This is a genomic window from Agaribacterium haliotis (assembly GCF_002312815.1).
GTDB lineage: Bacteria > Pseudomonadota > Gammaproteobacteria > Pseudomonadales > Cellvibrionaceae > Agaribacterium > Agaribacterium haliotis.
Map to the genome: position 1 here is coordinate 90308 of NZ_NKQJ01000008.1, position 24265 is coordinate 114572.

Sequence of the window (24265 nt, forward strand, 5' to 3'; positions counted from 1 at the left end):
TACATCAGCCCCCGCAGCGCGGGGGCAATAAACTTACGCCAGTTCGTAGCTGAATTGGCCGTCTTCGTTTACGTCAATGGTAACCGTATTAATACTTTCACCACTGGCGAGTTTTTCCAGGCAGTTTGTTGCAAGTTCAGGCAACATACCTTGAGACAGGATATTTTCAATATTGCGTGCGCCGGTATCGACTTCCTGGCAGCGGGCAACAATATGAACTAACACATCGTCGCTGTAGTTAAATTCAGCGTCGTAGTGCTCGCGTACACGCTTGGCAATACGCTTCATCGAGATGCGGCTGATTTCAATCAGGTCTTCATCGGCCAGTGGGTAATACGGAATAATATTACAGCGGCCGAGAAAGGCAGGCTTAAAGAAACTAAGCAGCGCCGGGCGGAAATTATCGAGCAAAACATCCGGCTCGGGCAGCTCTTCGGCCTGGGCGCAGATCGCGCGCAGGTGTTCTTCGCCGGCGTTGGAGGTCATGATAATCAGGGTATTGCGAAAGTCGATATCGCGCCCTTCACCGTCTTTGATGGTGCCTTTATCAAAAAGATTGTAAAAAATATCTTGTACGCCCGGATGCGCTTTTTCCATCTCGTCGAGCAGCACCACACTGTAGGGGCGGCGGCGCACCGCTTCAGTAAGAACGCCGCCCTCACCGTAACCGACATACCCCGGAGGCGAGCCGAGCAGCATGCTGACTTTGTGTTCTTCCTTAAATTCGCTCATGTTGATGGTTGTTAAGTTTTGTTCACCACCGTAAAGCAGCTCGGCAAGTGCAAGTGCGGTCTCGGTTTTACCGACACCACTTGAGCCAACCATCATAAATACGCCGAGCGGTTTGCGCGGATCGGTAAGGCCGGCGCGGGAGGTCTGCACCGCTTTGGCAATGGCTTCGAGCGCGTGTTTTTGGCCAATAACACGTTTATTCAGGCTGGCACTGACTTCGAGCACGCCAGAAATTTCGTCGGCGAGCATTTTTCCAACGGGAATGCCGGTCCAGTTTGCAACAACTTCTGCGACCGCTTGCGCGTTGACATTGGCTTGAATTAAGGGGTTTTCTCCTTGAACCTCGTCGAGCTGTTTGTTCAGCTCAGCCAGTTCGCTCTTGCAAGATGCGCGCTGCTCATCGGAGAGCTTATCGTCGTCGCTGTTGTTTTCGCGCGCGAGAAAGTCTTTGTGCAGTTGTTCTTGTAATTGCTGCAGTTCGGCGACCAGGCCTTTTTCTTTTTGCCACTGGCTTTCAAGTTGCTGAAGCTCGCTTTCAAGTTCGTCTTTTTCGCTGTGCAGCTTGCTGATTTCAGCTTCATAGTTGCCGTGCACGGCATCTTCGCGGCCGAGCGAGCTAATGGTGGCATCACACTGGCTAATGCGGCGGCGCAAATCTTCAATTTCTGCTGGGGTGGCACTCTGGCTCAGGGCTACGCGGGCACAGGCGGTATCGAGCAGGCTGACACTTTTATCGGGCAGTTGGCGCGCGGGAATGTAGCGGCTTGAGAGTTTGACTGAATCGACGATGGCCTCGTCGAGTATGCTCACGCGGTGATGGCTGGCGAGCATCGGCGCGATGGCGCGCATCATGGTGATGCCTTTGCTTTCGCTCGGCTCTTCAATTTTGACAACCTGGAAGCGGCGGGTCAGCGCCGGGTCGCGCTCAAAATACTTTTTGTATTCGGCCCAGGTCGTCGCGGCGATGGTGCGCAGCTCACCTCGGGCGAGCGCGGGCTTGAGCAGGTTGGCGGCGTCGCCCTGACCCTCTTTGCCTCCGGCCCCGATAAGAGTGTGGGCCTCGTCGATAAACATAATAATCGGTGATGCCGAGGCTTTGACTTCGGCAATCACCGATTTCAGGCGGTTTTCAAATTCGCCTTTAACGCTTGCACCGGCCTGCAAGAGGCCAAGGTCGAGACTGTAAATGCTGACTTCTCTAAGCGGGGCAGGTACGTCGCCCTGGGCGATGCGCAGCGCTAAACCCTCTACAACAGCTGTTTTTCCGACCCCGGCTTCACCGGTGAGAATGGGGTTGTTCTGGCGGCGGCGAGTAAGAATATCGACAATCTGGCGTATCTCTTCGTCGCGCCCGAGTACTTTGTCGATCTTGCCTTCTTGTGCGGCTTTGGTCAGGTTTACGGTGTATTTGTCGAGCGCAGGCGCGTTGCTCGGTGCGGCACCGGCATCGCCAGTGGCGCTGGCACCGGCGGCTTTTGACTCTTCTGTCGAGCCGACGATGGCGCGGCACAGTTCGCGCACGCTTTCGGCGTTGAGTTTGCCAAGTTCTCCAGAGCCTGCGCGGCTTGAGCGGCGCAAACTTTCGTCGAGCAGCAGGGCTGTGAGTATGTGCGCCGAGGTGGTTACCGCGTGGCCGTATTCGACAGAACTGAGCAACCAGGCGCTCTTGGCTAGATCGACGATGCTTTGCGACAGCGCCGGCGCGCGGGTATTGCCGCCGCTGATGCTGTCGAGTTCGGCATTGAGCTCACGGTTGAGCTGGCCGATATCTACCTTGCATTTTTCAAGTATTAAGCGCAGGTCGCTGCCATCTTGTTCGAGTAGTTTTAACAGCCAGTGTTCGACTTCAACGTTGTAGTGAGTACGAGACAAGCACAAGCCAGCGGCCGCTTCGAGTGCCATGCGGCTCGGTTCGTTGAGTTTTCCTACGAGTGACTTTAGATCGAGATTGATCATGACTTATCCTTTAATGATCACAGTGTACGTTGAGAGGAGGGCGGGCTAACAGAAACGCGCCGTGCTTTAGGGGATGTTTGTTGTTCGGGGCTGCGTTGGCCCAACCAGCTATTCCAGCTGAGCTTGCCGCTATCGGCGGTGCCGAGCGCCGCGCTTTGTTGTTTGGCATCGGGTGGAATTTCGACACACAGTTCAAAATCGGCTTCAAAACCCAGATACAACTTAATCAGTTCATGCATCGCGGCAACGCTGTCACTGCCGGGTGAAAAGTTTTCAACCTCAGCTGCACGCGGGCGCACAACGATGCTTACTTTATCTTGAGCGACCCAGCCGCGCTCGCCGAGCATGGTATTGCGGCCGAGGCAGACGTTTTGGCCTTTAGGTTGCAGGCGACTGGGCAAGCGGCTGCGGCCGCTGTCGACCACTTCCTGCCACTGGCCCTGAAACTGTTCAATGCCGATGTCGACGGCAAAGTGCTCGGCCAGCAAGTGTTTAAGGCCGGAGGCTGTGCGCACGCTCTGGCTAAAAATACCGGCGTAAAAAAGCATTGTATCGGCGTCGAGACCGAGGTTTTGTTTTAGGTTGGGCGTGGCGATACCGGTCAGCGCTTCGAGCATCAGGCTGAGCGTATCGTCGCCGCCGAGCTTGCCGCCTTCGTACTGGCGCTCGGCGCGGTATTTACACGAGGCCTTATAAAACAGCGAGCTGGCACGATGACTAAAGACATTTAAAAAGTCGGCCAGGTTGCCATCTTTTTGTTTTTGCCTGGCCTGAATGCTTTCGGTGAAGGTGTAGGGCATAACGCCCTGAGCGCCGGTTAAGCTAAATAGGCGATTTCGTAGCTTCCAGCGCTGATTTTTGTCCTGCTCAATTTTGGCGATATCGCCGGCGGGGAAGGCCAGTGAATGGTCGTTTTGCAGGCGCAGCTTTTCGTTTGCCGGGTGGTTAAATCCGCCGAGCAGGCTTTGCTGTTGAGCGCTGTCGCTATCACTAGCTTCGTGCTCAAGTATCTTGAGGGCCTGGTTAAACTCAAAGTCCTGGGGGGCGTCGTTAAGACGCTCAATCACAGAAGGACTTGTTCGCCTGAGCGAATCGGACATCGCTTTAAGTATCCTTCTTTGTTTTTTAAACGGATGGAGGTTTTGCTAAATGAGTTGACCGAGCAATACAGGGCAAAAAAGCGCTCGAGCACGCTGGCAAACAAATAGGCACTGCTGCCCGACAAAAGCATGTCGTCGATAATTAACTCGACTTCAATGCCTCGGCACATCGTGGGGCGGCCGTCGATGCTGATGGGGGCACTGATCTGTCGGCAACTGACATTATCAATTGCATTAATTAAGGCGCGGGTAACCGAGCTCTCTTTAAAGTCGTACAGGCGCAGCAGTTCTTTCAGTGCGCCAGTTGGGTTGTCGCGGCCGGTCAGCGATAGGCGGTTCAGGCTTAAGTGGCTGATCAGGCGCCAGCGCGCTTTGTTGCGCAGCGGCGGGCGTATGGTGGCGCTCGGCTGTGTCAGGCAGCGTATGCGCTCACACGGCGGTGCGCCGTCGACACACTGCAGGCGCGGCTGCTCATTGTTGTACGGCAATTTTTCAGGCAGATCGCGATTGCTGCAGGTGGCCTGAATCATCAAGGTTTTTTCTTGCGGGCTGTTTGGGTCAAAATTTAAATCAACCAGAGACAAAAACACATCGGAAGCGTCGTCGCGCTCGTAGTTGCTGAGTTTGGCGTGACGGCGACTGGCGTGCCAGTAAGCGCGGTGATCGTTGCCTTGGTAGCTGTGTTTTTGCCCGTAAAACGGCAGGTATTCGTGCTGGCTGCCATCTGGAGACACCGCATTAACGCTGTCAATGGAGTAAATTTCGTAGCCGCGAGGGCGGCGCACATCGGCGAGCACGTGGTATTCGCTCTGACTTTGATCCACTTGTATAGGATCGACTTCGTGCTGAAATAAATTGACGATGGGGCTGCAGCCGAGGACAAAATTGTCGGCGCGAATATTGTGCTCGAGCTCGACATTGGATTTTTCAAAATAAAAATAAAGGTTGAGCTCGTTTTGTTCGAGTGCCCCGGTGAAATCTTTGAGGCCATCGACATCAACAAACATAAACTTTTCTGGAAAACAGAAAAACTCGGTCAGCAAACGATAGCCCTGGAACGACGCTGCAGGATAGGGCAGCAGTGCCTGATCCTCTTCGAATCCGACGGCCTGAACGTGGTCGCAGTCAATGATAACGGGCGATAAATCATCGTCACCTTTGGCTAACGCAATGCCGCTGCACTGCTCAAGTAGCAGCTCGTACATTGGGTGTACATGTTGCGCCTGGCCTTTTAAATAAAAGCGCAATTTGTCAAAGCTAAACTCGCTAAAAGGCAGGGCGCTGTCGAAGCTCTGCAAGCGTATGTGCAAGCAGGACTGGGCGCCGGGCATCATTGCCGCGCCGGGTGTGGCAAGCGGTGCGCCGATCAATGAGGCGCTGCTGACTTCTGCCGGCAGCAACTCGACATCGTATACGCTGCTAAAGCGGCAGTTTTCTCCCTGGAAGTGCTCGGTTTCAACCAGTGTGTTTGCTGCAATGTGATAGCGCGAATCGAGCTGGTCTTTATCCGGTACAAACTGGGCAATGCTCATCGATGGCAGTGGTCGCTGGTAGTGCGGAAAGACGACGTTGAGCAGGGCGTCGCTGATTTCGGGGAAGTCGTCGTCGAGCTTGTGCTGAATGCGCGCATTCAAATAGGCAAAACTCTCAACCAAACGGGCAACGTGCGGGTCTTCGACGTGGTCGCTGTTAAGGCCCAGGCGGCCGGCAATTTTGGGGTGCTCTTCGGCAAACTCGGCGCCGAGTTGGCGCACGTAGGCGAGCTCTTTTTCGTAATAACTTAATAATTCATCAGGCATGTTGGCTTTCCTCGACGTTCACAGAGCGAGACGCGGGTTCCAGAATCGAGTCAAAGACCACCACTTCGGGTACTGGGTCGGCGTAGAGCGTTGCGTCAATGCGAAAGCGCAAGGTGCGATCGGTGCTTTCTCGGTTGTCGAGGTGGCTGACTTTAACGCTTTTAAAGCGCGGCTCGAACTGACGCAAGATACGCTCGAGTTGCGCGGTAAACGCGCGCTTTTTGTCGATATCGATAATGTTGATGGTCGCCAAATCCGGCAGGCCAAAATTTAACAGGCTCTCTTGCAGGTTTGGGTATTTTTCATCGGCCGAGCACACCCGAAAACGTGTATTTAATAGTTTTTCGAGATCTCGGCGCACACTTGCACGCAGCTCTTTTAGCTGTTGGTGCTGGGTCTGTGCGGCTTCGAATTCCAAGTGAGGTTCGTCGTCGCGCAAACGGTCAAATAACGATGCACGCAAGTGCGTTTTGGTATCGGGGCTTCTCATTGTTAATTCATCTGCGCAAGTTCGGTGACCAGTTCAAGCTCACTGACCATCTGATCAATTTGGTAGTGCGGCACAATCGAGATCACGCAGGTGTAGGCGCCGGCTTTTTCCGGGTGCTCGCGAACCTGAACTGCCGCCTGCCGGAGCGGAAAGCGGGCTTGTTCTTCCCAGTCGAGGTCTTCGCGCCCGGTGGTGTATTTAAACAACCATTTACGCAAGTAATCTTCACATTCCATGGCGCTGACAAACGAGCCGAGCTTGTCGCGAATCATGACTTTGATGTAGTGCGCAATGCGCGAACCGCAGAGCACGTGTTGCAGCATCGATGAAAGTCGCGCGTTAATGTGAGAGCTGTGGTCCTGGTAGCTCTTGGCCCGCTGAATGCTTTGGTTGTTGTAAAACGCAGCAAACTCAGTGTCGTAGCAGTGGCTCAGCGGCACAAAACCCTGATCGCTCAATTCTTTTTCGACGTGGTCGGTAATGATGACATCGGTTGCTGGTTTGCTGATCAGCATGTCGCTGTCACTGAGATAGTCTATACAGAGTTCGTTTAACAGGCCGCCGCCGAGCTGGTTGCGCGGCACGCCGCGAATATGGCCAAACCAACCAACATTGTTAAACTCGCGAATTAGAATGGATGCAAAGGCATAGCAGGCGTTGCCCCACAAGTAAAAGTTGCGCTCGGCGTCGCCGAGTTTTTCTTTAAAAAATACGCCTTTATAGCTGCCGCCTTGTTTGCGGTAGGGGCGGCGCATCAGCATGCGCGGTAGCGTCAAACCGATAAAGCGCGAGTCGGCTTTATCGCGCAGCGCGTTCCAGCGAATGTATTCCTGCTGTGAAAAAATATTCTTAAAATTAAGTGGTTGGCCAAGTCCGCTGTGATCGTCCAGGCCAAAAAGTTTGGGCGAAGCCGAAGCGATAAACGGGGCAAACGACGCTGCCGCTATTTGCGCCAAACCTTCTAAGGTGCTGACATCGTCGAAGGGGTAGTCGCTATCGGGTTTGTGAGATATCTCGTAGTCGCCGATGATGACCCCGTAAGGTTCACCGCCTGCGTGCCCATATTCTTCGCTGTATATTTTCTGAAACAATTGGCTCTGATCGAATTCGAGCGCTCTGCTGATATCGCGGCTGACTTCAGCCCAGCTGATATCGAGCAGCTTCAGTTTAATATTGCGTGTGCCTTCTATTTGCTCTGCGAGATACCAAAGTCCGCGCCACGAAGCTTCGAGCTTCTGCAGGCGTGGGTGGTGGATGATTTCGTTAAGCTGTTCGCTAATCAAGCTGTCGATGGCGGCAATGCTTTGCATCACGCGCGCGCGAATATCGTTTTTGCTGGTGATAGAGCTGGCCGAGTAGTGTTCGAGCAGCCAGGTGCACAGAGCTTGAACGGTATCGGTCTCGGCTAAGAATTCGCCGTAGTTAAACGCCCGGGGAGGGGAGCCTTCAGAGCCTGAAGCTGAAAGCGAAGCTTTAGGGCGGTCGATGTCGAAAGTAGTGCTGTCGGTCACGATTGCGCTTCGCCTGATACGATGGAGGGGCGCACCCCTCCATTATTTACATCAATTAGCCTGCCTTGGGAATGTTTGCAACCAGGCGCAGGGAAGCTGAGAGCTCTTCCATCTGCAGCCACGGGCGCATCCATGCCACGGCGTTAAATACACCTGGTTGACCAGGCACTTCTTTTACTTCAACACGCGCTTCAGCCAGTGGGTAACGGGCTTTCATTTCAGCGCTGGCGCCTGGCGTGCCGTTGACGTAGCTGCTGATCCACTTGTTGAGCCACTCTTCAGCTTCAGAGGCCTCCATAAATGAACCGATCTTATCGCGCGCCATTACTTTCAAGAAGTGAGCGATGCGAGAGGTGGCCATAATGTAGGGCAGGCGAGCTGAGATGGCGGCGTTTGCGGATGCATCCGGGTCGTCAAATTTCTTCGGCTTCTGCGTGGTTTGGCCGCCAAAAAATACGCTGTAGTCGGTATTTTTATAGTGACACAGAGGCAGGAAACCGAGCTTGCTCAGTTCCGCTTCGCGGCGATCGGTAATGCCAATTTCAGTTGGGCATTTCTGATCCATATCGCCGTCGTCACTGACAAAGGTGTGAGATGGCAGGCCTTCAACTTTACCGCCGCCCTCGGCGCCGCGAATGCTGGTGCACCAGCCGTACTCGGCAAAGGCCTTGGTCATGGTTGTGCCCATGGTGTAGGCCGCGTTCATCCAGCAGTAGTTGTCGTGATCGTTGCTGACGTGGCGTCCATCGGCGTTGATCGGCGCTTCTTCGAAGTTAAACGCCTCAACAGGCTTAGTTGCCGAGCCGTATGGCAGGCGCGCTAATACGCGAGGCATGGCCAACGTGACAAAGCGCGCATCTTCGCTGTCGCGGAAAGAGCGCCACTGAATGTACTCAGCAGAATCGAAGATTTTTTCAAGGTCGCGAGGTTTGGAGAGCTCGGTGAAACTCTCAAAGCCAAACATGCTTGGGCCGGCCGCTGAGATAAACGGGCAGAAACCGGCGGCGGCGACGTTCGACATATTGCCCAGCAGGCTGACGTCGTCGGGGTGAGAGCCAAACTCGTAGTCGCCAATCAGGGCGGCGTAAGGCTCACCACCGGCGATGCCAAATTCACTTTCGTAGACTTTCTTAAAGATCTGGCTCTGGTCAAACTCAACGGCTTTTTCCAGGTCGCGGCTCAGCTCTTTTTTGCTCAGGTTGAGCATGCGAATCTTTAACTGCGAGCCTGTTTCAGAGTTCATCACCAAGTGCTGCAAACCGCGCCAGGAGCCTTCGAGCTTCTGGAACTTTTCGTTGTGCATCACGGCAGCAAGTTGCTCTGAAATCGCTGAATCGATCGCGGCAATGGCCTTGTTGATGGTCTGGCTTAAGTTTTTGTCCCAGCTGACGGTGCCGGCAAGCGCTTCGTTGGTCAGCGCCTTGAGCAGCTCTTCGGTTTCGTCGCGAGGGGTTTGACGTGTCGCGGAAATAGCTTGGTCCAGAAAGCTCAGCTCCTGGGCTTCTGCCGCTTCTCCGCGTTCAACTAATTCTTCGTTATCGCTCATTATTCACCACCTTCCGGTTTCTCTACGCCCAGCTCTTTGCTCAGAGAGCCAAGAGCTTCGGAATTGCTCAGTACTTGTTCGAGAACTTCTTCTAGCTCTTCGGAACGGTCGGCCTTGGTCAGCAAGTCGCGCAGTTTGTTGCGCGTTTCCATCAGCTTCTTCAGCGGCTCAACTTTCTCGACAATTTTGTGGGGCTCAAAATCTTCCATGCTGTTGAGGTCGAGCTCAACAGAGATTTCGCTGCCGTCTTTCTCGAGGGTGTTGTCGACCTTCATCTGCAGTTTAGGGTTTATTTTGCCCATAACGTCGTTGAAATTGTCGCGGTCGATCTGAGAGAACTTGCGGTCTTTCAGCGCTTTTTTGCCTTCGGTGTTGTCACCGGAGTAGTCGCCCATGACACCCATCACAAACGGAATTTCCTTGTCGGCTACAACTCCATTTGTTTCGACGTCATAAGTGATATGCACTCGCGGCTTTCTGACGCGTTTCAACTTATCGTGAATGCTATCGGACATATGTCTTACCTTTAGTGAGGGATTGCTTTAGTTTTCAACTGTTACGCCAGTGAGATCACTAAAGCGTTCCAGAGATGAATGATCGTTTATTAGCTGCGGGATCAGCTCGTGCAAGGGCATCTCACCCCAGCGCACGGCTTTCTCGAGCATATAAGAAACAGGGGAGTGGGGTTCGCTCTCGCGGAAAAACTCGGCCAGATCTAAAAGCTGCTTAAAGGCAACTTCCCGGGTTAATTTAGCCGGTTGAGCTGCGACAGTGGCGGCCGCTGGGGTATCGTTGGCTAACTCTTCCGGCGCTGCGTCGCCGTCGTCACTTTCGCTTGTGCCTACTTCGACCGGAAACTTGTTGCGGCCTAAGTGGTTAACGGCGCCGCGACATTCGTCGAGAATGTCGGTGATATTGCGTACGGAAGGTGCGTCGTGGCCGCAGTGCTCATCAAGCAAAGTGCCGATCTCTTTAAACAGGGTCAGGCACTCGTCGAGATCGTCGCGGATGTTGATAAAAAACTCAGAGCTGCTTTCGCCAACGGCTTTTTCGATGTCTTCAACAGAGAAGCCGAGCTTGGCAATACTGCGCTCTCTGGCGTCTTCGTCGGCCATCTTTTGGTTGTTGAGCGCTTGTTGGTACTGCCATAGGCTGAAAGGGCCGATGCTTTGGCCTTCAGTAATTTCAACTTTGCGAATAGGGGCGATTAACACACCTTCGGCGCCTTCGCCGTTAAGCCCGGAAAGGGGCGCAACTCGCGTTTCTATACCGTCTTCATCCGGCTCGGGGTAAAGGCCGTCCCAGAAGTTTGTTAATAATAGGTGGATGGTTTTGGCGCCGTCTCTAAGCCCCTGAAACCCGTTTTTACGCACCAGGGCTTCGGTCAGCCAGCTGGCGACTTCGAGGTCTTTACTTTCTTTGGCGAGTAGGCCGGGCGCTAAGTTGATGATGGCCTGCCAGTGCTGGGCCGCCTCGTTGGACGAGCCGTCGTGAATGCTGTTGCGTTCCGCTGCCCGAGCGGCTGCGCGCTCGCCTTTGACCTGCTGATAAGTAGATGTCGGAGATGGGTTTTCGCGCGGGTCTGGACCTGTCGGCTGATCATCGGCAATTACTTCCGAGAGCGCTGCGTGGTCAAGTAAAGCGGCAGAAGCCATTATCGAAATCCTTTTTATACGTGTACGTCTGCACTTTCCGTAGCACACCCAGCCTTAGCAACGTTAGCTGTGGCAAGTCCGGCTTGAACAAAAAATGCACTGAAGGTGATTTTGCTGTCATTTTGAATCAAAACTCTGCGCGACGCAAAATTCCATCATGATTTTGTCATTAAATAGGGTCATAACAGATAGTGCATGCGCTACCTAAGTGCGGGCCTTGTTTGCCTTGTTTTTACTACTTAGGTTTGGGTTGATTCTTGGGCAACCATCAATGCCGCGCTAGCGTAGCACCAAAATATCACCTGCACAATTCATCTTCGTTCGCGGAGTATGGCTTGCAGTCATTTTGCTGAGCATTTAATTAATTTTGAATTTGGCGACAATTGCATTTGTTTCGAGTGGTGAAGGGAAGATATACTCCGGCACCATTAAGGTCATCGACGTAAATCGGCTATGGTAGCCCGTTGCTTTGCCCCCATAAGTGTTACTCGCTTTAAGGTCATCAGGAATAGCAAATGGAATTGGTACTGACAGTTATAAATGCTCCCGCCGGGGTTGAACTCACCGCTAAGGAATGTCGTTTTTCCGAGTTCCCGGTGTCGCTCGGCCGGGGTGACGGCAATACCTGGAAGCTGCAAGACCCCGACCGTTTCCTCTCCTCTCGCCACTGTGAGCTCAGTGTTGAGAACGAATGCGTCAAATTACTCGATCTAAGCACCAACGGCACCTTTGTGGGTGGCGATGCAGCCCCGCTGGGCAAGGGCGCAGCGACTACGCTGGCAAGTGGTGCTCAGTTTGCCATCGGTGATTATTTGCTCAGTGTTGATTTGGTCGGCGCGGGTTCAGCCGCTTTTGACGATTTTGCTTCGGCGGCACCAATGCCAACGCCGGCGACTGGGCCGGCTTCGCTCGACGATATTTGGGGTGCACCAGCGGCGACAGCCCAGCCCGATGGCGACTTCGCAAGTAGTGATTTTGCCAGCGCCGGTAACGCAGGCGCTGCATCGCTTGATCCGCTCGACGTGTTTGGCAGTGATGAGCTCGGTCTTGGTGGCGCCTCACCCGGGTCGACTCAAGACCCTCTGAGCGCCTTTTCTGAGCCGGCGTCACCGGGGCCGTCACCTAGCTTTGAGCCCTTTGGCGGCGATCCATTCGGCGGCGAAGCCGCTCAGCAAACACCGGCGAGTGCAGGGCAGCTTGGCAACGACCCTTTTGCAGCGTCGACAGATGACCCGTTTGCGAGCCCTTTGGGCGCAGATCCCTTTGCTACAGAGCCGCCGGCAGCGGAACAGGCTGCTGTTTCTTATGGTGATGCCAATCCGAATGTGCTCGATTCCAGTTTTAGTTTGCCTGAAACGCGTGACAATGGCTTTATTCCTGAAAACTGGGAAGATGACTTTTTGGCTCCTGAACCTGCGGCCGAAGCGCAAGTGCCTGCGTCTGGAGCTGCACAAGGCGCTGTGCCTGGAGTGATACCTGAAGCCGTGCCGGGTGCTGTACCCGGGCCAAGTTCGGCACCAGCTGGCGAAGCGGCTTCTGTTCCCGAGGCTGCTCCTGCGCCGATATCGGCAGCTACGCCGGCTCCAGCTCAGGCACCAACTCCGACACCTGCTCAGGCACCAACCCCGGCACCCGGGCAGACACCAGCGCCCACTCAACGCTCCGCGCCTGCTCATGCTGCAACGCCCGCTCAAGCTGAGTCTCATGCCGCGGCGCAGCAAGCTGCCTTGGTGCATACAGGCGTTCGACCTGCGATTAGTGACGGTGAAGCGCAAGGCTCAGCCGATTCGGCGTTTTTGACCGCGCTGGGGCTGGATGCGGCTGCGTTGGGGCCACAAAAGAGCGCTGAAGTTGCCGAGCAAGCCGGTTTGTTATTGCGCGAAATAACCGGTGGTATGATGAAGCTGCTGCGCTCGCGCACCAGTATCAAAAACGAGTTTCGCATGAATGTCACCACCATTCAGCCGGCCGAAAATAACCCGCTTAAGTTTTCTGCAAGTGTCGACGAAGCACTCAATACGATGTTTGTCAGCCCGCACAGTGCATATAAAGATGCAAGTGCTTCGTTTAAAGAAGGTTTTGAAGGTGTGGCCGAGCACCAGTTGGCAATTGTTTCCGGTATTCGCACGGCCTTTGAGCGTATGCTCGCGCGTTTTGATCCGCTTTCTCTCGAAACACGATGGAATAAAGGCAAGCGCGGTGCGGCGATAGCCGCGATGCAGCGGGCCAAAAATTGGTCGCTGTTTGAGGAGTATTACAATTGTCTCAAAGCTGATGAAGAACAGTGTTTTCAGCAGTTTTTTGGCGACGACTTTGTTCAGGCTTACGAAGATCAGCTGCGCCGCCTCAAGGCCGAGCGCAAAGTAGCCCCCGATGCGTCCGCTCCGGACTCTCTAACTTAAATCAGGTAAAGGAAAGAACCTGTTATGCGTTTAATTGTTTGTGTGTGTTTGAGTGTGTTTTTGCTCTCTTGCCAGTCTTTAAACAGCGGGGTCGGCGGTATGCTTAAGCTCGATACCGATCTTAAACTGGTGATACAAGCGAGTTCGGATATAAATCCCGACGAGCAAGAAAACCCATCGCCGCTGTATTTGCGTTTATATCAGCTGAAGTCGGATAATATGTTTGAAAAGGCCGATTTTATCGACCTCTACGAGCAAGACGTCGATAAGCTCGGCGCCGATTTTTTATCAAAGCAGGAATTAAAACCTATCCAGCCGGGTCAGAGCCGCACAGAAAGCTTTGTTTTAAATCCTCAGACTAAATACATCGCCTTGTTTGCTGAATTTTTTCAGTACGACAATGCCAGCTATAAGCTAATTGTTCCGGTGACCAGTGCCAATGTAATACGGGACAGTGTCAGTGTTGAAATCAGCGAAAACCGCATTCAGTTGTTGGATGAATAATTACAGGGAAGTGATATGTCGTTAGACAGCAAAGTTATCTGGTCTGAGGGGATGTTTTTGAACCCCCAGCACTTTCAGCAGCAAGACCGGTATTTTGAGCGTTTTGTCAATGCGCGCTGCAGTGGCTTTGGTGCCTATCAGTGGGGTTTGAGTGAGCTCGATATTGACCGGCAGCTGCTTGCGCTTGGCAAAATTTCTATCAGCCGCGCCGCCGGAGTATTCCCCGATGGCACACCGTTTACCGTGCCCGACGTCGATGGCGCACCGGCCGTGCTCGAAGTGCCTGAAAATACACTGCAATCGACGGTGTATCTCGGTATCCCGTTAAAGCGCGCCGGAGCGATGGAAATTCAAACCGAAGAGGGCGGCGCCAAGGGTTTGGCTCGCTATTATTCCGTTGGTCAAGAAGTTAGGAATATCGCCAGCGAGTCCGGTTCTAATCATCAGCTGGATGTCGGCAAACTGCGCTTGACCTTGCTGCTCGACAGCGACGACCGCAGCGCATACAGCTGTATCCCCATCGCCCGTATCAATGAAGCGCGCGATGATAAAAGTGTGATTCTCGATGAGCAATTTTTACCCAGCTGTGTCGACTGCAAAGCTGCGCCGAAATTGCTCGGTTTTGTTGCCGAACTTGCCGGTTTGCTGCACCAGCGCGCCGAGGCGATAGCCGGGCGCTTAGCCGATGTGCGCCGCGGTGGTACAGCCGAGATTGCCGACTATATGTTGCTGCAGGTGCTCAATCGCGTTGAGCCACTGCTGAAGCATCTCAGTGATCAGCCCGGTTTGCACCCGCTTGATCTGTACCGCTTGTTGTTGCAGATTTCCGGCGAGCTTTCTACGTTTGTGACCAAAAATAAGCGCGCGCCAGAGTTTGATGCCTACTTGCACCACGATTTAAGTGCCAGTTTTGCGCCGCTGATGGCCAATATGCGCCAGGCCTTGAGCACCGTATACGAACAAACGGCAATCTCGCTGCCTCTGGTTGAGAAAAAATACGGCGTGCGCATCTCGGCGATTGAAGATCGCAGTTTGCTTAATTCAGCGACTTACGTGCTTGCAGTCCGCGCCGACGTCAGTGACGAGTTGCTGCGTACCCGCTTTGCGGCGCAGGTTAAGCTCGGCCCGGTCGAGCAGATTCGCCAGCTGGTGAATGCGGCGCTGCCCGGCATTGCACTTAAGGTGCTGCCCGTGGCTCCCCGGCAAATTCCCTATCGCTCACAGACAGCCTATTTTGAGCTTGATAAGCAGAGTTCATTTTGGTCCGAGCTGCAAAACTCCGGAGGTTTTGCACTGCATGTCGGCGGTGAATTCCCCGGGCTTGAGCTTGAGTTCTGGGCCATACGTAATCAATAACGAGGTCGCTTGCGGTGGACTCAACGGATAGAACGATATTTCGCGCACCGACGCCTGGCGGCCCCAGAGCTGGTGATAAAACAGTTATGAAAGGTGCCGCTGAGCGAGCTCAGCCGGCGCCGACGCGCGCCGGTGTGGCGCCGGCGCAGCCAAATCCGGGTGCCTTTGCCCGGCCCAGCGATGAGCGCAGCGTCAACCCCATTATTGCCGCGGCGTCGACCTTGTTAACGGTCTACAAGCAGACCCGCCACAGCAGCAGCCACACCGATGTTGCCGGTTTGCATCGGCGTATAGCCGAAGAGCTGCGCAATTTTGAACAGCGCTTGCGCAGCCTGGGTTACAAAAATGAAGTGGTGCTGTCCGCTCGCTATCTGTGCTGTGTATTGCTTGATGAGGCCGTACTGAATACGCCGTGGGGCTCAAACAGTGGCTGGGCGCAGCGCAGCTTATTAAGCCTATTTCACAATGAAACCTCCGGCGGCGAAAAGATTTTCCAAATTCTTGAGCGCATCAAATTAAGCCCGGCTGAGCACATTGAGCTTATTGAGCTGTATTACTTATTTTTAAGTCTCGGGCTTGAAGGGCGCTACCGCGTTGTCGCCAACGGCAAAGATCGTCTGGAAAATTTGCGCGCCGAATTGTTTGAGACCATTCGCCGCACCCGTGGCGAGCCCGAACACGCGCTTGCCGATCACTGGCGCGGTGTTGGCGGCGCGCGCAAAGGGCTGACCGAACGAACCCCGCTGTGGGTTGTGTTGGTGGTTTTTGCGGCACTGATCTTCTTTGGTTTTTCCGGCTTTCGCATCTGGCACTATCAAGCGGCCGAACCGACCGTTCAGCGTTTGCAGAGCATCGCAAGTACTGAGCCCAACACGCAAAATTTGCCGTCGAGCAGTGATACTCGTGCCACTGCCTCCGAATCTCGTTAACGGACTTTCGAGTCATGAAATCTATTCGTAACTTTTTCTTTCACCCTTTGACGTTATCTGCCATTGGGCTTTTGTTGCTGTCTTTGCTGATTTGGTTTGCCGGCCCGCAAATCAAATTTGGCGCCGACAACAGCGCGCCTCTTGCAAGCCCGGTTTTGCGCCTGGCAATGATCGCCGTTTTGATTTTGCTGTGGGCTTTAAACAATATGCGCCTGCAGCTGAAAAACGCCAAAAACAATAAGGCGATGATCGCCGATATGGCCAAGAGTGAAAGCGAAGCCAAAAAGGGCGGGGCAAAAAGTGAAGAGTACTTAAAGCTGAGCGAGCGCTTTAGTGAGGCAATGCAGGTGCTCAAGGCAAGGCGTTTTGGCTCGGGCTCGGGTAAAAAATCGCTTTATGAACTGCCGTGGTACATTATTGTCGGCCCTCCGGGCGCGGGCAAAACGACAGCTCTGGTGCATTCCGGGCTCGAGTTTCCGCTGGCCGACAGCGTTGGCAAGCAGGCTTTGCAGGGTATCGGCGGTACGCGAAACTGTGACTGGTGGTTCACCAATGAGGCCGTGCTGATCGATACTGCCGGTCGCTACACCACACAAGACAGTCACAAAGTTGCCGATAGCCAAGCTTGGGATGGTTTTTTAAGCTTGCTGAAAAAGTACCGCCCGCGCCGCCCAATCAACGGCGCCATCGTTGCTATTAGTTTGCAAGAATTGATGCTGCAATCCGAGCAAGAGCGCAAGCAGCAGGCCAATGTTATTCGCACGCGTTTAAACGAGTTAATGGACAAACTCGAACTTGAGTTTCCGGTCTATGTGTTGCTGACCAAAGTCGATTTAGTGCCCGGCTTTAAGCAGTTTTTTGATGATCTGAGCCGCGATGACCGCCATCAAGTCTGGGGTTTGACCCTGCCGTTTAACGAGCGCAGCGCGCACAAACCAGATTTTGACTATCTTTCAGATAATCTTGCGGCGCTGGTCGACAGGCTCAACCAGAAGCTGTTTCTGCGCATGAATCAAGAGCGCGACCCTGCGCGTCGCAGTGCGCTTAGTGCGTTTCCAGAGCAACTGGATTTGCAGCGCCCGTTAATCGACGATTTTATCCGCAGTTGTTTTGCTGAAAATAATTACAAAAAGCAGCCGGTGCTAAGGGGCATGTATTTTACCAGCGGCACGCAAGACGGAAGCCCCATTGATCGCATTATGGCCTCTGTGTCGTCGGAGTTTGGTTTTGCCCAAAGTGCATCTGAGCGCGCCAGCGGTCAGGGCAAATCCTATTTTTTAACCGATTTATTTAGCAAAGTTATTTTCCCCGAGGCCGAGCTGGCCGGCACCAACCGGCGTTACGAAACGATTATCGCCTGGGCCAGGCGCGGCGTGTTTGCGCTGTCAGCTTCTGCTGCACTCGGTGCCGTGCTGCTGTGGAGCGGCATGTTGGCCGATCAGAAAATACGCCTCGGCAATACCGCCGAACAGCTAACTGCTTTTGATCAAGCCGAGAAACAAATTCCCGCACGCAATGCTTCTCTGCTCCAGGTTCTGCCGGCCCTGAATGCGCTGGTCGATGTGGTCGACGGTGAACGCGCGGCACACAAACCCTGGTTTGAGGCGCTCGGCATGCAAGATAGTCGTATTGCCGATGAGGCCCAGCTCGCCTATCAGCGCAAGCTCGACGAGGTCTTCAGGCCTGCGTTGCAACAGGATTTAGCGCAGCGCACGCGCAGGGGAGACGGCGATCTGTACTCCGATTTTAAGTTGTACATGATGTTTGATTTGATCGATCACTGGGATGGCAACGCTGTCACCCAAGGCATGACAGCGCGCTGGGACAACGATAGCGAGCTCAGCCCCAAGCAGCGTTTACAACTGCAAAATCATCTCGCCGCGTTACTTGAGTTGCCGCTTCGCGCGCTGCCGGCCAATCGCGCTCTGGTGCGCTCCACACGCAATAAGATACTTGCCACACCGGTTGCTCAGCGTATTTATCGGCAGATTAAAAACAATCCAACTAATCAGCGGCGTGTCGAGCTCGATCAATACTTGGGCGCGCAGAACTTGGCAAACTTCAAGCTCGATGCACTTAAGCGCGGGGCTTTGAGTATTCCAATTCTGTATACCATCGACGGCTATAACGCGTTGGATTTGGACGACGACTCGCAGTTGGTTGCCGAGGCGGCGAACGACGGTTGGTTGCTCTATGAAGACGAGAACAAAGCCCGCGCGCAGATTGCCCGCGAGATCAACCCGGAAAAACTCAGCGACGAAGTGCGCTCGCTGTATTTTCGCGACTATATCCAGTATTGGTTGGCCTATTACAAAGCGTTTGAGCTGCAGAGTTTCACCAGCCTCGGTCAGGCAGAAAATGCTTTGGCGATGTTTGCCGACCCGATTGAGTCGCCGTTGATCGCGATGATGAGCATTGCCAAAGACAATACCAGCCTGACAAAAATTCCCAGCAGCGACAAGCTGGAGCAAGCCGCGGAGGCCAGTGGGCGAAGTTATTTCTCTGGCGCGCTTAAAGCCGGGGCCAATAAAATTCCGACCACCAAAGTTGATAAGCGTTTTGCCGATTTAAATAAAATGCTGAAAGCCAATGCGCAGGGCATGACTCAGCTCGATGTATTAATTCAAAAGCTCGCTGAGCTGCACGTTTATGTTCAAGAAATTGCCGTCGATCCCGATCCTGCGAAAAAGAGCTTTAGTTTGGTAAAAGGCCGCTACGAGAGCGGCGGCAGCAATGCCATGAGTGCGCTGCGCGACTACAGCCGCCGCGCGCCGGCTGAGCTCAGGCCACTGTTAAGTTCACTGGCCGATCAGAGCTGGAAAGTAGTGGTTGCATCGGCTCGCGCGCACGTTAACGATCAGTGGCAAGAGCAGGTCTATCAGCCCTACAGTCTCAGTTTACAGGGGCGTTATCCGCTGAAAAAAGATACCGACAGCGAGCTGGCGCTGTACGATTTCAGCGAGTTCTTTAAGCCCGGTGGCAGTTTAGATACGTTTTCGCAGAGCTATGTGTATCCGTTTGTGCGCACCGGTAAAAAGTGGAGCAATAAGGCGCTCGATGGTTATTCGCTTGGCTTTAGCGCAAGCACTCTCGCACAGTTAAAGCGCGCCGATCAGATACGCCAGGTGTTTTTTCGCGGTGAAGCTGAACAGCCGTCGTTTTCACTCGAGCTGAAACCGTCCAAGCTCAGCGCCGACATCGCCAAGTTTACGCTGGATGTTGCCAGTCAGCGCTACAGTTACAATCACGGCCCCAAATTTTGGAAACCATTAAACTGGGCCGCAGACAGCGGCAACGGCCGCGTGCGCTTGGTGTTTGAAGACTTAGATGAGCGCAATCACGATCGCAGTTACACCGGCCCGTGGGCCTGGTTCCGTCTGATGGATGATTCGCGCATTGAGAAAACTGCGCAGTCGAATATTTATCGTATTACTTTTTCTCTGGATCAGGATGAGGCCGGAGCTACCTATCAGATAACTTATCAGGGACGAGCAAAGAGTGTTAACAACCCGTTCAACAAGGACTTGCTGTCTTCCTTCCGTTGTCCGGCAACGATTTAGGTTGCGTATATGCTTGCAGAGACTGGTATTTACGGAAAGCTTCCCAGTTACGGTGATTTTATCGCGCGTAACTTGCCAACCACGGCGCTTGAAACCTGGGATGGCTGGCTGCAGAACTTTATTAGCAGCGGTCAGCAGCAACTTGGCGAGCAGTGGCTGGATATTTATTTAACCAGCCCGATCTGGCGCTTTGCGCTCAGTGCCGGGGTGCTCGACGAGCAGAGCTGGTTTGGTTTTATGATGCCGAGTGTCGACAAAGTCGGGCGCTACTTTCCGGTGTCGGTCATGCAGGCGCTGCCGGCCAATGCCTGCGTCAGTTCGCTATTGCAAAGCTCAGCGCTGTGGTTTGATGCGGCTGAACAGTTATTGTTAAACGCGTTGCAGCAGGGCTGCGAGCTCGACCAGTTACTGCAGGATTTAAACGATTTGCCGCTGAACTGGGCGTCGGGTCTGCAGGCGCGTTCGGCGCCAGCTCAGGCGTTTGAGAGTTTTGTCAGTTTGGATGAGTCGCTCAAACACACAGGTGCCGGCCTCGGTCAGTTACTCGACAGCCACTATCGCATGCACTGGCAGTCGTTTAGCTTGTGGCAAAGTGGCGGTTCTTCGTTGGTCGAGCCGTGCATGTTTGCCTGCCCATCGCTGCCTAAAGCCGCTCAGTTGGTGGCGATGCTCGACGGTAACTGGCAAGCCAGCGGTTGGCGTAACGATGGGGATAACAGCGATGGTGAGGTGCTGTTGTGAGTGACGTGACCTTGCGACGACCAATTTCATGGTCGAGTTATGCGCTGACCCATGTCGGCAATGTACGCAAAAACAATGAAGATGCGGTGCTCAGTCAACCGCAGTTAAAGCTGTGGGCGGTTGCCGATGGCATGGGTGGTCATGCCGTCGGGGATCTTGCCAGTCAGCGCTTAGTTGAAGCGCTGGCCAATCTCGGTCATATCGAGAGTCTCGGCCACTTTAGCGACTTGGTCGAAGATCGCATTCATCTGGTGAACGAGCAGCTGCTTGATTATTCCGCCAGGGCGCTAAGTGGTGCAATGATTGGCTCGACCATCGTCACTTTGCTGGTTCGCGGAGAGAGTGCGGTATGTCTGTGGGCAGGGGATTCCCGCCTTTACCGTGTTCGCGGTGCTCAGGTTCAACAGGTATCGAGCGATCACAGCCAGGTTCAGGAGTGGGTTGATCAGGGCTTGATCAGCGCCGAAGAGGCGCAGCACCACCCTCAGGCAAATGTCATCACCCGCGCTGTCGGAGTGCAGCCAGTGCTGCAAGTCGATTTTGAGGCCTTTCGTGTGTACGGCGGTGAAACCTTGCTGCTCTGCAGTGACGGCTTGAGCGGTGTTGTCTCTGAGCAAGAGATAAGCGCACTGCTTGCACAAGGCGATGCCCAGCAATGCTGTCAGGCTTTGTTGGACAGGGCACTAAAAAATGGCAGTAAAGACAATGTATCTGTCATTGTGATCAAAGCCGAGTCCGGCGGCATCGCGCAGCACTAATGAGCTGCGCAAAAACACGGTGACAACGTTTAAGCTGTAACTTTCTGAGCCGAGCGTTTTCAGGCATTGGTAAATACAGCGTTGTAAAAATTGTAAATGAAGCTTTGTAAAGCAGCGCTCGTAAATAACGACGATGGATAATGGACGAACTTAGTAACAACAATACGGATAAACAAGCGGGCGAGGCTCAATCTCAGTCTGACGGCGGCGGTGATGCAAATGCTGAGCGAGCGCGCAAGCTTGAGCAAAAGCTCGCCAGTATTCAGCGCAGAAAACAGCAGGCTCGCGCCCGCGCGAATGCTCCTGCAGTCGGGCTTGATGTAGGCGCACCAGCGGCAAAAAATCCAGCTGAGCCAAGTGAGGCCGACGATAAAACCCAGTTTCAGCCTCGTGTTAGTCAGGCCGATGCTGCAGTTGAAACGCATGCCCAAGCACCGGCCCCGAGCGACAGCGATAAAACGCAGTTTCAGCCGCGCCCGGAGCGGCCGCTAAGTGGCGATGACGCCACGCAATTTATGCCCAGAGCGGCGCAGCTCGAGAACGATGCAACTCAGTTTATGCCCCGGGCAGGGCTCGACGATAAAACCCAATTTCATGCGCGCTCATCCGAGGCTGCTCCGGCCTCGGATGTGACACAATTTCAGCCGTCGGCGGCACCAGCTCAGGCCGGGTCAAACCCTTCCGGTGCCGTTGAGGATGCGACTGAGCAGCCAAATCTAGGTTTGCTTAAAAAGCGTTTTGTACTTGAAAAGGTACTTGGCGCCGGTGGCATGGGTGTCGTCTACAAAGCCAAAGACTTGCTCAAAGTTGAGGCGCAAGATAGAGATCCTTACGTTGCAGTAAAAGTCTTGGGTGAGGAATTTAAAACCCACCCCGAGGCATTTATCGCGCTTCAGCGCGAGTCGCGAAAGTCTCAGAACATTGCTCACCCGAACATTGTGAACGTGTTTGACTTCGACAAGGATGGCGACCTGGTCTTTATGACCATGGAATACCTAGAGGGCCAGCCGCTCGATCAATTTATCAGCCAGTATCGCTCGATCGGCCTGCCCCGCGATGATATATGGCGCATTTTACAGGGTATCTGTGCCGCGCTTAGCCACGCTCACGATCAAGAGATTGTTCACTCGGACTTTAAGCCCGGCAATATCTTCTACACCAATAAAGGTGTTGCCAAGGTATTTGATTTTGGTATTGCCCGCGCCGTTAAAAAAGCGGAAAACCTCGAAGACAGTGTTGACGACAAAACCGTTTTTGATGCCGGCACCTTAGGCGCAATTACGCCCGCTTACGCCAGCCTTGAAATGATCGAAGGTGAAGTGCCAGATGTGCGCGATGACATATACGCGCTCGGCTGCATTGCCTACGAGTTGTTCACCGGTGAGCACCCCTATAAGCGCATGAATGCGCGCGATGCCAAAGAAGCCGGCGTAAAAGCCAAGCGCATACCAGGTATTAGCTCGAGGCAGTGGAAAACCATAGAAAAAGCCATTGCCTTTAAACGTGAAGATCGCATCGCTACGGTCGACCAATTCTGGCAGCAGCTGACCCAGAAACGTTCACTTAAGTTTGTCTGGTTTGCGGCCTTTGTTCTGAGCTTAATGGCCGCTGCTTTTGCTTGGTTTCAGTACCAGGCTTCACTCAAAGTTGACGACGGTTTTAACGCCGATGAGTTTCGCAGCGAAGTTGAGCGCGAGCTTCGCATTGAAATGATGAAGAAAAATGTCGGTGAATTTCTGGAACACCCGCGCTTCGATGAAAGTTGGGAGCTTGAACTGTGGCGAGAAATTCAAGTTGCCAGGGCGCTGTTGCCAAAAGATGATCCGTGGCTGGCCGAATACGAAAGCAAAGCGTACGCGCAGTATATATCGCATATTTCCGAAGCGATCGAAGCCGCGCGCTTTGAAGGGGTCGATGGCTGGTTAATTAATGCCGAGCGCTACACCGACGATAATAGTTTGCTCGAACAATTAGCGACAAACCTCGCGCAAGAACGCCAGGCCATCGCGCAGGCAAAAGCTGCGCGCGAGGCGCAGCAAAAACAACAGGCTGCAAAAAAAGCCGAGCAGCAAAAACAGCAAAAAGCCATTGCCGAGCGGCGCGATGCCTATAATTTTGCGATGGAAAATGTCGAGCGCCAGCTCGATTGTCGCGCCAATATCAATATGAATGATGTGAGTACAGCGATACAGAAGCTGCGAGCGCTGGACGCGGCGCGTTTTCGCAGTGACGAAACAAAAATCACCAAGTCGCTGGCGCTGTGTTTGCAAAGTGTTGGTCGCAGCTATCCCGATCGCGCGCGGCAAAGTAAAAAAGTGGCGATGGATTTATTCCCGGGCAACCGCGAGATCGCCTCTGTGAAAATTGTCGACCGGGACCCGTGTACCCGCTCGATTGCCGGGCTCGGTGCGCGCGGTGAGCGCACTTCCTGTCGCGACCGCATCCCGCGTGTTGGCCAAGGCCCGACGATGGTGGTGGTGCCGGCCATGGCCGATGGCAATATGTTTGCAATTGGCAAGTTTGAAGTGAGTGTTGCCGACTTTAATGCCTATTGTGTCGCCAGTGGCAGCTGTCAGAAGTTGGCAGAGCAAGACAGCTCTTTGCCGGCAACCAATATCAGCAAAAAACAAATGGATCAGTACCTGCGCTGGTTGAGTTCTGAAACAAAATACCGCTACCGTTTACCAACGCAAGCTGAGTGGCTGTACGCGGCCAAAGCCGGCCGGGCGTCTCTCGATCCGAACCGCAACTGCAAATTAAGCTCGCGCGGCATTGAAAAAGGCGGTGAGTTGCTTAAGGCCAGTATCGGCAAAAAAAATGCCTGGGGTCTTGTCAACGTGCTCGGTAATGCGCAAGAAGTTGTGCGCGGCCGGGGCCGCAGTTATTTAAGTCTCGGCGGTTCGCACAGTACAGCAATGGCGGACTGTAATTTTGACTATCAACAAGCATTTGATGGCAGTGCCAATGAGCTAACAGGCTTTCGGGTACTGCGCGAACTGAGGGCGGGGTCGTGAATTTAGAACACCGTTGTTTGCAAAATCTACAGCAGCTGAAGCGGCAATACAGCGCCGGGCAGGTCAATCAACAGCACTATCGCCAACAGCGTCGCCAGTTGCTGGATCAGTTTGAGCAATTGGTCAATGGCGCTGTTAGCCCGGCGAATGTGCCAGGCTCATCTGACGAGGACAGGACCCAGCCGCGGGACCAGGCCTTAAACCCTTAATTT

At 53.8% G+C, this 24265-nt stretch carries 17 protein-coding genes; 9 read left to right on the top strand and 8 right to left on the bottom strand.

The window, feature by feature from the left end:
* Positions 1-33: 33 nt before the first annotated feature.
* The 8 genes from tssH to tssA are packed head-to-tail and all read right to left on the bottom strand — an operon-like array spanning position 34 to position 10789.
* Positions 34-2688 (bottom strand): type VI secretion system ATPase TssH, encoded by a 2655-nt coding sequence (gene tssH / locus CFK45_RS10715; protein ID WP_096086438.1) that lies wholly within the window; start codon positions 2686-2688, stop codon positions 34-36.
* Positions 2689-2705: 17 nt separating this feature from the next.
* On the bottom strand, positions 2706-3788 hold the full coding sequence (gene tssG / locus CFK45_RS10720; protein ID WP_096086439.1) for a type VI secretion system baseplate subunit TssG: 1083 nt from the start codon (positions 3786-3788) through the stop codon (positions 2706-2708).
* Positions 3752-5587 carry a type VI secretion system baseplate subunit TssF gene (gene tssF, locus CFK45_RS10725; RefSeq protein ID WP_096086440.1) on the bottom strand — a complete coding sequence of 612 codons (1836 nt, stop codon included), beginning with the start codon at positions 5585-5587 and terminating at the stop codon, positions 3752-3754. The genes tssG and tssF overlap by 37 nt, the downstream gene beginning before the upstream one ends.
* Positions 5580-6077 carry a type VI secretion system baseplate subunit TssE gene (gene tssE, locus CFK45_RS10730; protein ID WP_096086441.1) on the bottom strand — a complete coding sequence of 166 codons (498 nt, stop codon included), beginning with the start codon at positions 6075-6077 and terminating at the stop codon, positions 5580-5582. Before tssE ends, tssF begins: the two co-directional genes overlap by 8 nt.
* 2 nt (positions 6078-6079) lie before the next feature.
* Positions 6080-7588 carry a type VI secretion system contractile sheath large subunit gene (tssC, locus tag CFK45_RS10735; RefSeq protein ID WP_239923641.1) on the bottom strand — a complete coding sequence of 503 codons (1509 nt, stop codon included), beginning with the start codon at positions 7586-7588 and terminating at the stop codon, positions 6080-6082.
* 55 nt (positions 7589-7643) lie between these two features.
* Positions 7644-9134 (bottom strand): type VI secretion system contractile sheath large subunit, encoded by a 1491-nt coding sequence (tssC, locus tag CFK45_RS10740; RefSeq protein ID WP_096086442.1) that lies wholly within the window; start codon positions 9132-9134, stop codon positions 7644-7646.
* The gene (tssB, locus tag CFK45_RS10745; protein WP_096086443.1) at positions 9134-9649 is read right to left on the bottom strand and encodes a type VI secretion system contractile sheath small subunit; all 516 of its coding nucleotides are present in this window, start codon (positions 9647-9649) and stop codon (positions 9134-9136) included. Before tssB ends, tssC (CFK45_RS10740) begins: the two co-directional genes overlap by 1 nt.
* Before the next feature lie 27 nt (positions 9650-9676).
* Positions 9677-10789: a type VI secretion system protein TssA gene (gene tssA / locus CFK45_RS10750; RefSeq protein ID WP_096086444.1), complete on the bottom strand. Its 1113-nt coding sequence runs from the start codon at positions 10787-10789 to the stop codon at positions 9677-9679.
* Positions 10790-11304: 515 nt separating this feature from the next.
* On the opposite strand from tssA, the gene tagH reads away from it, so the two are divergent.
* The 9 genes from tagH to CFK45_RS10795 all read left to right on the top strand — a co-directional run bounded on the left by tagH (position 11305) and on the right by CFK45_RS10795 (position 24262).
* Positions 11305-13191 carry a type VI secretion system-associated FHA domain protein TagH gene (gene tagH, locus CFK45_RS10755; RefSeq protein ID WP_096086445.1) on the top strand — a complete coding sequence of 629 codons (1887 nt, stop codon included), beginning with the start codon at positions 11305-11307 and terminating at the stop codon, positions 13189-13191.
* 24 nt (positions 13192-13215) lie between these two features.
* Complete coding sequence (gene tssJ, locus CFK45_RS10760; RefSeq protein WP_096086446.1) at positions 13216-13695, top strand: type VI secretion system lipoprotein TssJ; 480 nt, start codon at positions 13216-13218, stop codon at positions 13693-13695.
* 15 nt (positions 13696-13710) lie between these two features.
* Entirely contained in the window at positions 13711-15051 is a 1341-nt protein-coding gene (gene tssK / locus CFK45_RS10765) for a type VI secretion system baseplate subunit TssK (RefSeq protein ID WP_096086447.1), read from the top strand.
* An 86-nt stretch (positions 15052-15137) separates the two neighbouring features.
* A complete protein-coding gene (gene icmH / locus CFK45_RS10770) occupies positions 15138-15980 on the top strand; it encodes a type IVB secretion system protein IcmH/DotU (RefSeq protein WP_239923642.1) in 843 nt (280 codons plus the stop codon).
* A 14-nt stretch (positions 15981-15994) separates the two neighbouring features.
* Complete coding sequence (tssM, locus tag CFK45_RS10775) at positions 15995-19540, top strand: type VI secretion system membrane subunit TssM (RefSeq protein ID WP_096086448.1); 3546 nt, start codon at positions 15995-15997, stop codon at positions 19538-19540.
* Positions 19541-19549: 9 nt separating this feature from the next.
* Positions 19550-20281 carry a type VI secretion system-associated protein TagF gene (gene tagF / locus CFK45_RS10780; protein WP_096086449.1) on the top strand — a complete coding sequence of 244 codons (732 nt, stop codon included), beginning with the start codon at positions 19550-19552 and terminating at the stop codon, positions 20279-20281.
* Entirely contained in the window at positions 20278-21039 is a 762-nt protein-coding gene (locus CFK45_RS10785) for a PP2C family protein-serine/threonine phosphatase (protein WP_096086450.1), read from the top strand. The genes tagF and CFK45_RS10785 overlap by 4 nt, the downstream gene beginning before the upstream one ends.
* A gap of 140 nt (positions 21040-21179) precedes the next feature.
* Positions 21180-24053: a bifunctional serine/threonine-protein kinase/formylglycine-generating enzyme family protein gene (locus CFK45_RS10790; RefSeq protein ID WP_096086451.1), complete on the top strand. Its 2874-nt coding sequence runs from the start codon at positions 21180-21182 to the stop codon at positions 24051-24053.
* A complete protein-coding gene (locus tag CFK45_RS10795; RefSeq protein WP_096086452.1) occupies positions 24050-24262 on the top strand; it encodes a hypothetical protein in 213 nt (70 codons plus the stop codon). The genes CFK45_RS10790 and CFK45_RS10795 overlap by 4 nt, the downstream gene beginning before the upstream one ends.
* Positions 24263-24265: the final 3 nt, after the last annotated feature.